Origin of the sequence: Streptococcus sanguinis, assembly GCF_900475275.1 — a bacterium.
Lineage (GTDB): Bacteria > Bacillota > Bacilli > Lactobacillales > Streptococcaceae > Streptococcus > Streptococcus sanguinis_N.
Genome location: NZ_LS483364.1, coordinates 1,576,691 through 1,589,466 on the forward strand (window position 1 = coordinate 1,576,691; position 12,776 = coordinate 1,589,466).

Consider the following 12,776-nt stretch of genomic DNA (forward strand, 5'->3'; position numbering starts at 1 on the left):
ATTTCAGCCAGTCTGTTCGACTAGGAGCTAGTTTCCAGTAAACTTCCCGATTAATTCTTGCCAGGTTTCTGGTGAAAAAACTGATCCCTTACCGTTTCCGATAATGTTATAGCCAATCATCAGAGACACGAAAAAGAGAATCACTGCTATCAGGAGAACCAACAGAACAAGGCCAATTTGCCGACCTAAATATTTTAGATTTTCACTCATCGTCTTCTTCCTTTACACGCTTCACTTTGGCTCCCAAGGCTGCCAATTTCTCATGGAATTTATAGTAGCCTCGGTCTAAGTGTACCAGCTTGCTGACCTTAGTCTCGCCTTCAGCAATCAAGCCCATCAGAATCAAAGTCGCACTGGCCCGAAGGTCAGTTGACATGACTTCAGCTCCCTGAAGACTGCCACCGCCCCAGATACGAGCTGTATCACGCATGATATCAGAGTGCAGCCCCATCCGACGCATTTCCTCCAGATGCTGGAAGCGGTTCTCAAAGACAGTCTCAATCATCGTAGACTCGCCCTTGGCCATGGCCATGAGCGCCGTAAACTGAGCCTGCATGTCGGTAGGGAAGCCCGGATAAGGAAGAGTCTTGACCGCAACCGGTCTAAGTTTCGAAACATCGGAACGAATCCGAATCCCTTCATCTTCCTCTGTCACTTCCACTCCCATTTCCTGCATTTTGGAAAGCAGGGGACGATTGTGCTCCCAAATGGCATCCTCAATCAGCAAGTCACCGCTGGTCATAGCTGCAGCAACCATAAAAGTTCCTGCTTCGATACGGTCTTGAACCACATTATGCTTGGCACCTCGCAGCTGGTCCACTCCGACAATCGTCAGAGTCTCAGTACCTGCCCCTCTGACTTTGGCTCCCATTTCATTCAAAAATAGGGCTAGATCAACGATTTCAGGCTCCCGAGCAGCATTTTCAATCACTGTCGTTCCTTGAGCCAGCGTTGCAGCCATCATGATGTTTTGCGTTGCTCCCACACTAGGAAAGTCCATGTAAATGTGAGCACCCTTGAGCCGATCTGCCTTCGCTTCGATATAACCCGCTGTCTGGGTAATCTGAGCGCCCATGGCTTCTAAGCCCTTCAGGTGCAAGTCAATAGGCCGGCTGCCAATCGTACAGCCGCCTGGCATGGAAACCTTAGCATGACCATTACGAGCTAGAACTGGCCCCAAAACAACGATAGACGCCCGCATTTTGCTGACATATTTGTAAGGCGCCTCCTCAGACAAAGGCTGGGTGGCATCCACAACAACTGTATTTTCTTCCTGATTAAAATCCACCTGAGTGTTTAAACCGCGGACCACATTGTTCATGGTAAAGACATCAGACAAGACCGGAACATTTTTCAGCACAGACTGGCCCTCGCTAGCCAAGACTGTCGCTGCTAAGAGAGGCAGGACCGCATTTTTTGCTCCTTCAATCTTGACCTTTCCGACCAAGCGATTATCTCCACCTTGAATAATAATTTTTTCCATACCGATTCCTTACTCTAAATTTTTAAAATCATCCATACTATCATACCATAAAATCAAAAATATGACCTTATAAAGTACCATTAAAAATCGCCCGGCTCATATCGTAAATACCAATGAAGAAAAGGCTGACTAAATAGCCCAAGGCAATGCTAAACAAGAGAATCAAAAAGCGAATCTTCATCGCATTATCGGCATTGACCTTGAAAAACCTCTCCCACTCAACAACTGTTGACAACAGATGAAAAGCAAAGAAAATAAAGAGCAAATGACTGCATAATTTAAATATAACTTCTACCATAACTTTTATTATACCACAAGACTCGAGTAAGAGACGAACTAAACAGTCCTTCCCTTTTTCTTTGGAAAAGAAAACTGAGACAGTTCTGCCTCAGTTTTGCGTATTCAGTTTGTATTCATGAAAGCATCCTACCAGATGATGAATGGCTTCCATCAATCTAGGCAAAATAGCTTCTTATAATCTTGTTCCGACATTGATCCGGTTAATCGCCCGCTGCAGGGCAATCTTAGCCCGGCGTTCTTGGTCAATCAAATGCTTATCATGTGCTTCTTCGATTTCTTGCTCAGCTCGGAGCTTAGCTCGCTCAGCCCGACTAATGTCTATATCTCGCTCACGCTCAGCTGAATCCGCCACAATGGTAATGACATTATCTGCAATTTCAATGATTCCGCCATTAACCGCAATCCAGTCGATATGCTTGTCATCATCAATCCGGCGCACCTTAACCTGATCCACTTCTAAAACAGCGATGGTATTGATGTGGCGGGGCAAAATCCCCAGCTCACCATCAATGGTCTTTACGGAAACAAATGCAGCATGGTGATCATAAATAAGACCATCCGGTGTCACGATTTGTACTGTCATTTGAGCCATCATTCACCTCTTAGAATCCCATTTTCTCAGCCTTGGCCAATACATCCTCGATGGAGCCTACACCGCGGAAGGCGTCTTCTGGCAGCTTATCGTGCTTACCTTCAAGGATTTCTTTGAAGCCACGAACCGTTTCAGCTACTGGCACATAAGAGCCTGGCTGGCCGGTAAATTGCTCCGCCACATTGAAGTTCTGTGATAGGAAGAACTGAATCCGCCGCGCACGTGCTACCAGTGTCTTCTCATCGTCAGACAACTCGTCCATACCAAGGATAGCAATGATGTCCTGCAATTCATGATAACGTTGCAAGACCCGCTTAACCTCTGCTGCCACTGCATAGTGCTCTTCTCCGACAATCTCAGGAGAAAGGGCACGCGAGCTGGAAGCCAGTGGATCCACAGCTGGATAAATCCCCAGCTGAACCAATTTCCGTTCCAGGTTGGTCGTAGAGTCCAAGTGAGCAAAAGCTGTCGCTGGTGCTGGGTCAGTATAGTCATCGGCTGGCACATAGATAGCCTGAATAGAAGTAACGGAACCTTTCTTGGTTGAGGTAATCCGTTCTTGTAACTGTCCCATTTCTGTCGCAAGTGTTGGTTGGTAACCAACGGCTGATGGCATGCGTCCCAAAAGGGCAGACACTTCCGAACCAGCCTGCGTAAAGCGGAAGATGTTGTCAATAAAGAGCAGCACGTCCTGACCTTCCACATCGCGGAAATATTCGGCGATAGTCAGTCCTGTAAGAGCAACCCGCATCCGAGCTCCTGGCGGTTCATTCATCTGACCGAAGACCATGGCGGTCTTTTCGATAACGCCAGACTCTTTCATTTCCCAGTAGAGGTCATTCCCTTCACGCGTCCGTTCACCAACACCTGTAAAGACAGAAATCCCACCGTGCTCTTGGGCAATGTTGTGGATCAATTCCTGAATCAGTACAGTCTTCCCAACTCCGGCACCACCAAAGAGACCAACTTTCCCACCTTTCAGATAAGGAGCTAGGAGGTCGATAACCTTGATCCCTGTTTCCAGGATTTCTGATGAAGTTGATAGTTCATCAAAGGTCGGTGCCTTTTTATGAATCGGCTGGCGCTCTGCATCTTCTGCAAAAGGCGCATCCAAGTCAATAGTATCCCCAAGGACATTGAACACCCGCCCCAGAGTTTCCTTGCCAACTGGCACAGAAATCGGACGACCAGTATCCAAGACCTCCAAACCACGCGTCAAACCATCGGTCGACTCCATGGCAATGGTCCGCACCACACCGTCACCAAGCTCAAGAGCTACTTCAAGGACGATTTTTGATTTTTTCTCATCATTTTTATAGACTACAAGTGCATTATTTATCTCAGGTAGCTTGTCTCCAGCAGCAAACGCAACGTCTACGACCGGCCCGATAACCTGAGCAATTTTGCCTGAGCTCATGTTTTTTCCCTCGTTTAATTTCTAATTCATTTGTGGCCTTATTCTAGGGCACTTGCACCCGCCACGATTTCAGTAATTTCCTGCGTAATGGCAGCCTGCCGAGCGCGGTTGTACTGAATAGTCAAATCACTGATGACCTTTTTAGCATTGTCTGTCGCTGTCTGCATAGCAGTCATGCCGGCAGCATTCTCAGCCGTCTTGGCATCAATAATGGCACCGTAAATCATGCTCTCCGCAAACTGGGGCAGCAGTTGATCCAAGATAGAATCCCGACTGGATTCCAGTTCCAGATTCAGTGTATAATCTTCATCAGCTTCATTGGGATCCAAGTCAATGATTGGCAGCATCTGCTCCACCCGCATCTGACTGGTCAGACTGTTGACATGGTGGTTATAGCAGACATAGAGCTCATCAAAGAGCTCATTCTGATACATCTCAATGGTCTTGCTAATGATTTTACGGACCTCATCAAAGCTAGGCTGGTCGGCTAGACCACGCAGTTCATAAACTGGCTGAATCCCCCGAGCTCGGAAGAAATCAGCACCGACGCTTCCGATACAGATGACTTCAAAGTCCTCTCCAGTCGGATGGTACTCAGCTTTCAGCTCCATCAAAGCCTTGAGAATGGTTGCGTTATAACCGCCTACCAGACCGCGGTCAGAAGTAATGACGATATAGGCTGATTTCTTAACTGGCCGACTGATTAACATCGAGTGATGACGGGCATTTTCTGCCTCGTGGCCATGCAGCATATCCGTAACTAACTTACGCACTTTCTGGGCATAGACCTGAAAGTTCTTAGCTGCTTCCTCAGACTTTCCCAGCTTAGCAGCAGAAACCATCTGCATGGCATTGGTGATTTGACTGGTGTTTTTCGTGGATGCAATTTTATTTTTAATATCATTTAATGAAACTGCCATCTGACACCTCTATTCTTATTTGAAGCTAGACTGGTCAATAAACTCAGTAATGGCAGCATCCAAGACTTCTTCGCTTGGAAGGTCTTTCGTTGTCCGAATGGTTTCATAAATGCTTTCTTGATGTGCATCAAAGTAGGCAAATAGTTCTGACTCAAAGCGCAGAATATCGTCTACTGGCACACTGTCTAAGAAACCATGGGTCAAAGCATAGAGAATCACGACCTGTTTTTCAACCGGCAGCGGCTCATGAATCGGCTGCTTCAAGACTTCTACAGTCCTGCGGCCACGATTGAGCTTGGCCTGCGTTGCCGCATCCAAATCACTACCAAACTTAGTAAAGGCCTCCAGCTCCCGATAAGAAGCCAGGTCGATACGCAGGGTTCCAGCTACTTTCTTCATAGCCTTGATTTGGGCTGAGCCACCAACCCGTGATACAGAAGAACCTGCATCAATGGCCGGACGTACCCCAGCATTGAACAAGCTGTCGCTGAGGAAAATTTGTCCATCAGTGATTGAAATCACGTTGGTCGCGATATAAGCCGAAATGTCTCCTGCCTGCGTTTCAATAAATGGCAGAGCTGTAATCGAACCACCGCCCAGCTCATCAGAAACCTTGGCTGAACGCTCCAAGAGACGGCTATGCAGATAGAAAACATCCCCTGGAAAGGCCTCACGGCCTGGCGGACGACGGAGCAGGAGGGACAGTTCACGGTAGGCCACCGCCTGCTTAGACAAGTCATCATAGACAATCAAAACATGCTTGCCATTATACATGAACTCTTCTGCCATCGCTACACCAGCATAAGGCGCTAGGAAAAGCAAAGGCGACGGCTGTGAAGCAGAGGCTGTCACGACAATCGTATAGTCCAAAGCACCATACTGACGCAGCGTTTCTACCTGCGTACGGACTGTAGATTCTTTCTGACCAATCGCCACATAGATACAAATCATATCCTGACCTTTCTGGTTCAGGATGGCATCAATGGCAATGGTCGTCTTCCCAGTCTGACGGTCCCCGATAATCAGCTCCCGCTGGCCGCGGCCAATCGGAACCAAGGCATCAATAGCCTTGAGACCTGTCTGCAAAGGCTCAGATACTGACTTACGCTGCATGACACCCGGAGCCGGTGTTTCAACCGGACGTGTCTTGTCCGTGACAATGTCACCAAGTCCATCAACAGGACGACCCAGCGGATCAACAACCCGCCCAATCAAGGCATCTCCCACAGGAACTTCCATGATTTTACCAGTCCGGCGAATGGTATCTCCCTCACGAATGTCTGTAAAGTCTCCCAAGATGATAATCCCAACATCGGTCGACTCTAGATTTTGCGCCATACCATAAGAGCCATTTTCAAAGATTAAGAGCTCTCCGCTCATAGTCTTATCCAGACCATGAGCACGCGCGATTCCATCACCAATATAAGTGACGACCCCTGTTTCTGTGACGTCAAAATTTGGCTGGAAATTTTCAATTTGTTGCTTAATTAAAGCGCTGATTTCTTGTGCGTTAATCGCCAAAATTCACACCACTTTCTATTTCAATTTTTCTTTTACGACTTGCAATTGACGTTTTATGCTTGCATCAATTGTTTTGTTATTAGCAGAGATGACAAAGCCGCCAATCAAGCTGCTGTCCAATTCTTCCTTGAGCGAGCGGACTTTTAGACCCATCTTCTGCTCAATAATCGGTCGAATCTTCTCCTTCTGACTGGCTGTCAAAGGCTGAACAGAGCGCAGCGTCACCTCAAACTCATTGCTGATTTTTTCAAGCTGGTGCTGACTCTCCAGTACAATCTCATAAAAGAGATCCTCACGATGATTGAGAATGACAATTTCAATCAGATTATCAAGCAGCTGGGAGCCTGAGTTTTGAAAGAGCCGCAGACTCTTTTCTTTCTCGTGGTCACTGATGCCGATATGTGACAAAAAGTCAGCAAGGCCGGTCTCCGCGAAAACAGCCTTAATCTGACTCAGTTTTTCAAAAACATCTTCTTGCTGACCTTTTTCAAAGACCGTCTGAACAAAAGGCAAAGCATATTTCTCAATGATTGCATATTGCTTCTTATCCATCAGGCATCTCCTAACTGTTTGATATAGCGGTCAATGAGCTCGCTCTGAGCGTCCTTATCCAGCTCCTGACTCAAAATCTTACTAGCCAGAGTTACTGTCAAGTCGGCTACTTCTCCTTTGATGCTGCTCATAGCCTCTGCCTTATTTTGGGCAATTTCCTGATTGGCTTTAGCCTTCAAGCGCCCTGCTTCTTCTGCTGCATTAGCTAGGATTCCAGCCTTGTTCTTTTCAGCCGTCTCTTTAGCAGTCTCAACGATAGAAACTGCTTCGACCCGACTGCCTGCTAGAGCTTCCTCACGCTTTTGCGCCAAGTCTTCAGCTTTCTGACGTGCAGCTTCTGCACCATCAATATCTTCTGAAATCTTTTGAGCACGCTGATCTAAAATCCCGATAATATTGCCCCAAGCAAACTTCTTAATGAGAAATACTAAAAGAAGAAAGGAGCCGGCAATCAAGATAAAGTTGCCAATAATTTCACCTACGGTTATATTCATTTTATCTATCCTTTCTTTTTATTCTACCTCACCATTAATCTTTTTACCAAGATACATAGATGTTAGCATGGTAAAAACATAGGCTTGGATACAGGAAATAAAGATGGAAAAACCAGTCCAAACCATGTTCATAATAAAGGCAATCGGATACCAATACGCTGCTTGATGTGCCCAAGTCAAGAGCAAACCAGCCAATACTTCACCTGCAAAAATATTCCCATAAATCCGCAAGGCTAGCGAAGCAAAATTGGTAAATTCTTCCAAGATATTCATGGGTGTCATGATACCTGGAGTCACAAAACCTTTTAGATATCCTTTTATCCCTTGACGTCGGACTCCTTCGACATGACAGAATACCGTCACTAAAAGAGAGAAGCCTAGGTCAAAAGCGAGATTGGCTGTCGGCGATGTCCAGAGATTGAAACCATTGGTTGTCTGAACCTTAGCCATTAATCCCAAGTTATTCGCCACAGCAACGAAAAGAAAGAGGGAGAATAGAAAAAGCGAGTAATTCTTCATATAATGCTCGCCAACGTTTCCCTTGGTAAAATCAATGACAAAGTCATAGATATATTCCAAAGCATTCTGCTTTCTTGACGGCTTAATCGTCATCTTTCGACTTGCCCAATAAACAAGTCCAAAAGTTACAAACACCGTTAGCAGAGTCATGGCCAGCAGGGTCAAATCAAAGGTCACAGGACCTATATTGATAGTTGGATTGATACTTTCTTCCAACAGATGACACCCCCTTTTCTAAAGAGAATCCTTTCTTATTTGATAACAAAGGACATAGCCAGCGTTACAAAGAAAGTACCTTCAACAAAGGCTACTCCCAAGATTAGGAGGCTTCGCAATTGACCGATAATTTCTGGCTGACGAGCTGCTGCCTTAAATAGATTACTCATAATCATACCTTCAGCAATTGATACGCCTAAGCAGGCCAAACAAAGTCCTAAATATGTTAAATTCATGATGACTTCTCCTTTATATTTTAAAATTTACTTCCTTAGTTTACTCCTAAAATATCGAATAGTCAATCTTTTGCCACCATTGTAAGCGTTTTTTGTTTCATTCTTTTGATTTATAAATTTTCCTGTCAAAACAATTGAATTATTGTTGATATACAAACTATTCTGCTATATAAATAAGAAGAAAGTAATTAAAATTTCACTATTTCATATGTTTTTTAAAGAAAAAAGAGCAAAGTGATTATTTGCTCTTGATTTTCCTATAGTTATGGATGGCTGACAATCAGCTGCAAATCTCCTGACAAGGTCCATTCTTTGACATCACTAGGCAGGATGAAATGCCCCCCTTTTTCAAGAGGATAAACTGCCCCACCAACTTCTAGCTCACCGACACCTTCCAAGACACTGACCAAGCTATAGTCTGCTGTCTTTTTAAAATTAACCGAACCAGCGATATCCCACTTGTAAACAGCAAAGAAGTCATTGGCCACCAAAAGAGTAGAAGTCAAACTATCTGCCTGAATGGTATCAGGACGGCTATTGGCTGGCTCACCGATAGTTAAAACATCAATCGACTGCTCCAAATGCAGCTCACGAAGATTACCAGCATCGTCCTTACGATCAAAGTCATAGACACGGTAGGTCGTGTCACTGGACTGCTGAGTTTCTAAAATCAGAATCCCCGATCCAATGGCATGCATGGTGCCACTTGGTACATAGAAGAAGTCACCAGCCTTGACTGGGATTTTGGTCAGAAGATGGTCCCAGTCCTTGCTCTCAATCTGCTGGCGCAGCTCTTCCTTGCTCCTGGCATTGTGACCATAAATAATCTCTGCTCCTTCGTCTGCAGCAATGACATACCAGCATTCAGTCTTACCTAGCTCCCCTTCGTGCTCTAGTCCATAGGTATCATCAGGATGGACCTGAACACTGAGCCAGTCATTGGCATCTAAAATCTTCGTCAAAAGCGGAAAGACTGGCTCTGGGCGATTGCCAAAAAGCTCACGGTGCTTGGCATAGAGAACATCTAACTTCTGGCCTGCAAAGCGTCCATTCTTGACAGTTGACACACCATTAGGATGAGCCGAGATAGCCCAGTACTCCCCTACATGGTCGCTGGGAATCTCATAGCCAAAGACATCGCGCAGCTTGGTCCCACCCCAAATCTTCTCCTGCATCACAGACTGTAGAAATAATGGTTCTGACATGGTATTCTCCTTAAATATTTTTAACATCCAGCAAGGAATAACCCTTGGTGTCGAAACGGTTATTACTGCTTCTATTATAATATAGCTGGAAGTCCTTTGTCTACTCTCTACTGAAATCAAGCCTTTTATAGTAAAAAAAGTAAAGCTCCCCAGCAAATGCCGCAAAGATAGCCTACCAGCACATCCTTTGGATAGTGCACTCCGCCAATCACGCGCACTACGGCCAGCACTGCTGAAAGCAAGAGGCAGATAAGCCCCGGCAGCCAGAAAAAGTAGAGCAAGCACATGGAAATCACTGTCGCCGAAAAGACATGGCGGCTGGGCATGGATTTACCTGATGTATCCTTGGCCAGCAAGGGTTGAATATCCCATTTTTCGTAAGGACGTGCTTGATTCAGTCGTTTACGAATAGCTGACAACAGACCAAATCCAATCGCTGGCAGGAAGAAAAAAGCAAGCAGACCTTTCCAGCCTTCCGTCAGAAAGGCACTGATTAGAACGAGACCATAAACAATAGGTATGAAGAGGGTCATTCCCCGATTGAAGTAAACCAGTCCTTTCAGCCACTGAGGGCGACTGCGAAAGGGAGTTGTTAATTGTTGATAAAAAATCGTGTAGTCTTTCATACTTGCTTACCCTGCTTTTCTAAAAGTTGGACTCTCATACTTTCTCTACTATAGCATATTTCTAGACAAGATGGTAGATGGATAGCAAAAGAGACTGAGACCCCAGCCCCAATCTCTAATTGTTCATGTTTTCTCAGGAGTATTATTTCTCCAAGTTCCAGATTTCCTTGGCATATTGCTCAATGGTATCGTCTGAGGTGAACTTGTCAGATGTAGCGATATTAATCAAGCTCATGCGGGCCCATTTTTCTTTGTCACGATAGAGGGCATCAATCTTCTCTTGAGCTTCTACATAGGAGTGGAAATCTTCCAAGAGGAAATATTCATCATTGTGGGTGATGAGGGCTTCGTAGATTTCAGAGCCTTCTTCACGAACGTTTGGAATAGTGCCATTGACAAAGGTGTCGACCACCCGGCGAATGTCTGGATTGCTTTCATAGACACCGCGTGAGTAGTAATCGTGGCGGGCATAGTGCTCGTAAACTTGGTCCTTGTCCATCCCGAAAATGACAATGTTGTCGTCACCCACCTCGTCCTTGATTTCGATATTGGCTCCGTCCAGTGTAGCTAGGGTAATGGCACCTGTCATCATGAACTTCATGTTGGAAGTGCCAGAAGCCTCCTTGGAAGCCAGAGAAATCTGCTCTGATACATCTGCTGCAGGAATGATGAGCTCAGCCAGGCTGACGCGGTAGTTTTCCAAGAAGACAACCTTGAGTTTGCCTTGCAGGCTTTCATCCTTGTTGACCAGATTGGCTACTTCATTGATCAACTTGATAACAGACTTAGCAAAGTGGTAGCCTGGAGCAGCCTTGGCACCGAAGATAAAGACGCGCGGTACCATGTCCTTGTCAGGATTGTCCTTGAGGTCCCAGTAGAGCTTGATGATATGAAGCAGGTTGAGCAGCTGACGCTTATAAGCATGGAGGCGTTTCACCTGGACATCAAAGATAGCTTCTGTAGAAACTTCTACTCCAGTTGATTCCTTGATGAAGTCAGCCAGACGAGCCTTGGCTTCCTGCTTCACTCGGTAGAAATCACCCAGCACTTGCTGATTGTCCTTGAATTCCAAAAGCTTACGCAGCTCATGGATATCACTTCTCCAGCCCTTACCAATTAGTTTATCAATCTCAGCTGACAGAGGCTGGTCCGCAATTTGCAGCCAGCGGCGCTGGATAATGCCATTGGTCTTGTTATTAAACTTCTCTGGATAAATGCTGTAGAAATCACGCAAAGTATCTTCTTTAAGCAATTCGGTGTGGAGTTTGGCAACACCATTGATTGAATGACCACCGATGATAGCCAAGTGAGCCATGTGGATTTGATTGTCCTTGACGATCCGAGTGTTTTCGATGACTTGCGGATCAAGGCTGCGTCCAGCCATTTCAGCCACATAGCGGTTGTCGATTTCTAGGATAATCTGATAAACCCGCGGCAGGACATTCTTAAAGAGCTCCGCATCCCATTTTTCCAAGGCTTCTGACAAAATGGTATGGTTGGTGTAGCTCATGGTTTTAACCGTAGCATTCCAAGCATCTGCCCATTCCAGATCGTACTCATCCACCAAGAGACGCATAAACTCAGCCGGTGCGACAGCTGGGTGAGTATCATTGATATGGACAGAGACCTTCTCATGAATATCTTTGAGCGGACGACCTTGCTTGAGGTAGGATTTAATAATGGTCTGCAGACCTGCACTGGTCATGAAGTATTCCTGGATCAAGCGCAGCTCTTTTCCTTCGTAGCTAGAGTCGTCTGGATAGAGAATGGCAGTGATGTCTTGCACCCGGCGACGAGCTTCAATGGTCGGATAGTCCAGTTCATACTCCTCTGGAATTTCAACATCCCAAAGCCGGAGATTGTTGACATTGTCATTTCCAAAGCCAATCTGCGGCACATCGTAAGGAACGGCCCGCAAGATTTTGGAATTCTCATAAAGTGGCACAATCCGGCCCTTTTCATTGGCATGGAGGGAAACATTTCCGAAGATTTTAACATCAACAATATCATGGTCCTTACGGGTCTCCCAGACATTGCCTAGACTGCCAAACCAAGCATCAGGAATTTCTACCTGATAGCCATCTACGATGCGTTGCTTAAAGAGGCCATAGCGATAGCGAATCCCATTTCCAAATCCTGGATAGCCAGTGGTTGCCAGCGAGTCCATGAAGGCAGCCGCCAAGCGACCCAGACCGCCATTGCCCAAAGCCATGTCATACTCAGCATTCTTGACATCCTCAAAGTCAACGCCCAACTCAGCAAAGCCTTCCTTGACCGTATCGAGGATACCTAAGTTGAGCAGATTGGTTTCCAGCATGCGTCCTGGAAGAAACTCAATAGAAAAGTAATAAGCTGTCTTTTGCTGCTGCTCAATCAACTGATTGCGACGCTCCAGCCAAAGGGGCGTGATATACTTGCGGACAGTGCTGGCCAAAGCCTGAAAAAGCTCCACTGAAGTCGCGTCAGCAACCTTAATCAGCTGTCTTTCATGTAGAATGTCCTTAAAATCTCTAATAAAACGTTCTTTTGTTAGTTCCATAGTGGATGGTTATCTCCCTTTCTTAATAGCGGGAAGCAGATTTAAACGTAGAAATACTTTTTTCAATCAAGATGGGAAGCACTCACTTCAGCCATAAGCTAAAAACAGAGCTCCAACACAGTATGATAATATATAAAAATGTAATTCTCACGGAAA

14 protein-coding genes are annotated in these 12,776 nt (G+C 45.6%); all 14 read right to left on the reverse strand.

From position 1 onward, the window contains the following. Positions 1-27 precede the first annotated feature (27 nt). Positions 28-210 carry a DNA-directed RNA polymerase subunit beta gene (locus DQM55_RS07820; RefSeq protein ID WP_002912082.1) on the reverse strand — a complete coding sequence of 61 codons (183 nt, stop codon included), beginning with the start codon at positions 208-210 and terminating at the stop codon, positions 28-30. Next, a complete protein-coding gene (gene murA, locus DQM55_RS07825) occupies positions 203-1,483 on the reverse strand; it encodes a UDP-N-acetylglucosamine 1-carboxyvinyltransferase (RefSeq protein WP_002912081.1) in 1,281 nt (426 codons plus the stop codon). Before murA ends, DQM55_RS07820 begins: the two co-directional genes overlap by 8 nt. Positions 1,484-1,550: 67 nt before the next feature. Further along, complete coding sequence (locus DQM55_RS07830) at positions 1,551-1,781, reverse strand: DUF1146 family protein (RefSeq protein WP_002897901.1); 231 nt, start codon at positions 1,779-1,781, stop codon at positions 1,551-1,553. A gap of 174 nt (positions 1,782-1,955) precedes the next feature. Then, positions 1,956-2,378: a F0F1 ATP synthase subunit epsilon gene (locus tag DQM55_RS07835; protein WP_002900740.1), complete on the reverse strand. Its 423-nt coding sequence runs from the start codon at positions 2,376-2,378 to the stop codon at positions 1,956-1,958. 7 nt (positions 2,379-2,385) lie between these two features. Continuing rightward, on the reverse strand, positions 2,386-3,792 hold the full coding sequence (atpD, locus tag DQM55_RS07840) for a F0F1 ATP synthase subunit beta (RefSeq protein WP_002895993.1): 1,407 nt from the start codon (positions 3,790-3,792) through the stop codon (positions 2,386-2,388). 38 nt (positions 3,793-3,830) lie between these two features. Continuing rightward, the gene (locus tag DQM55_RS07845; RefSeq protein WP_002895995.1) at positions 3,831-4,712 is read right to left on the reverse strand and encodes a F0F1 ATP synthase subunit gamma; all 882 of its coding nucleotides are present in this window, start codon (positions 4,710-4,712) and stop codon (positions 3,831-3,833) included. Positions 4,713-4,727: 15 nt separating this feature from the next. Beyond that, on the reverse strand, positions 4,728-6,233 hold the full coding sequence (atpA, locus tag DQM55_RS07850) for a F0F1 ATP synthase subunit alpha (protein ID WP_111676055.1): 1,506 nt from the start codon (positions 6,231-6,233) through the stop codon (positions 4,728-4,730). A gap of 15 nt (positions 6,234-6,248) precedes the next feature. Then, positions 6,249-6,785: a F0F1 ATP synthase subunit delta gene (locus DQM55_RS07855; RefSeq protein ID WP_002904151.1), complete on the reverse strand. Its 537-nt coding sequence runs from the start codon at positions 6,783-6,785 to the stop codon at positions 6,249-6,251. After that, positions 6,785-7,279 (reverse strand): F0F1 ATP synthase subunit B, encoded by a 495-nt coding sequence (gene atpF, locus DQM55_RS07860; RefSeq protein WP_004187674.1) that lies wholly within the window; start codon positions 7,277-7,279, stop codon positions 6,785-6,787. The genes DQM55_RS07855 and atpF overlap by 1 nt, the downstream gene beginning before the upstream one ends. An 18-nt stretch (positions 7,280-7,297) precedes the next feature. Next, positions 7,298-8,014, reverse strand: a complete 717-nt coding sequence (atpB, locus tag DQM55_RS07865) for a F0F1 ATP synthase subunit A (RefSeq protein WP_111676057.1) — start codon at positions 8,012-8,014, stop codon at positions 7,298-7,300. A gap of 35 nt (positions 8,015-8,049) precedes the next feature. Then, positions 8,050-8,250, reverse strand: a complete 201-nt coding sequence (locus DQM55_RS07870; RefSeq protein ID WP_002896005.1) for a F0F1 ATP synthase subunit C — start codon at positions 8,248-8,250, stop codon at positions 8,050-8,052. A gap of 263 nt (positions 8,251-8,513) precedes the next feature. Next, positions 8,514-9,455: a mannose-6-phosphate isomerase, class I gene (manA, locus tag DQM55_RS07875; protein WP_111676059.1), complete on the reverse strand. Its 942-nt coding sequence runs from the start codon at positions 9,453-9,455 to the stop codon at positions 8,514-8,516. Positions 9,456-9,580: 125 nt separating this feature from the next. Next, on the reverse strand, positions 9,581-10,081 hold the full coding sequence (locus DQM55_RS07880; protein WP_111676061.1) for a phosphatase PAP2 family protein: 501 nt from the start codon (positions 10,079-10,081) through the stop codon (positions 9,581-9,583). 142 nt (positions 10,082-10,223) lie between these two features. Beyond that, on the reverse strand, positions 10,224-12,620 hold the full coding sequence (locus DQM55_RS07885) for a glycogen/starch/alpha-glucan phosphorylase (protein WP_111676063.1): 2,397 nt from the start codon (positions 12,618-12,620) through the stop codon (positions 10,224-10,226). Positions 12,621-12,776 lie beyond the last annotated feature (156 nt).

Bases quoted from the DNA above. Each gene is read 5' to 3' on its own strand.
- DQM55_RS07820 (WP_002912082.1), bottom strand. From the start codon at position 210: ATGAGTGAAAATCTAAAATATTTAGGTCGGCAAATTGGCCTTGTTCTG.
- murA (WP_002912081.1), bottom strand. From the start codon at position 1,483: ATGGAAAAAATTATTATTCAAGGTGGAGATAATCGCTTGGTCGGAAAG.
- DQM55_RS07830 (WP_002897901.1), bottom strand. From the start codon at position 1,781: ATGGTAGAAGTTATATTTAAATTATGCAGTCATTTGCTCTTTATTTTC.
- DQM55_RS07835 (WP_002900740.1), bottom strand. From the start codon at position 2,378: ATGATGGCTCAAATGACAGTACAAATCGTGACACCGGATGGTCTTATT.
- atpD (WP_002895993.1), bottom strand. From the start codon at position 3,792: ATGAGCTCAGGCAAAATTGCTCAGGTTATCGGGCCGGTCGTAGACGTT.
- DQM55_RS07845 (WP_002895995.1), bottom strand. From the start codon at position 4,712: ATGGCAGTTTCATTAAATGATATTAAAAATAAAATTGCATCCACGAAA.
- DQM55_RS07855 (WP_002904151.1), bottom strand. From the start codon at position 6,785: ATGGATAAGAAGCAATATGCAATCATTGAGAAATATGCTTTGCCTTTT.
- atpF (WP_004187674.1), bottom strand. From the start codon at position 7,279: ATGAATATAACCGTAGGTGAAATTATTGGCAACTTTATCTTGATTGCC.
- DQM55_RS07870 (WP_002896005.1), bottom strand. From the start codon at position 8,250: ATGAATTTAACATATTTAGGACTTTGTTTGGCCTGCTTAGGCGTATCA.
- manA (WP_111676059.1), bottom strand. From the start codon at position 9,455: ATGTCAGAACCATTATTTCTACAGTCTGTGATGCAGGAGAAGATTTGG.
- DQM55_RS07880 (WP_111676061.1), bottom strand. From the start codon at position 10,081: ATGAAAGACTACACGATTTTTTATCAACAATTAACAACTCCCTTTCGC.
- DQM55_RS07885 (WP_111676063.1), bottom strand. From the start codon at position 12,620: ATGGAACTAACAAAAGAACGTTTTATTAGAGATTTTAAGGACATTCTA.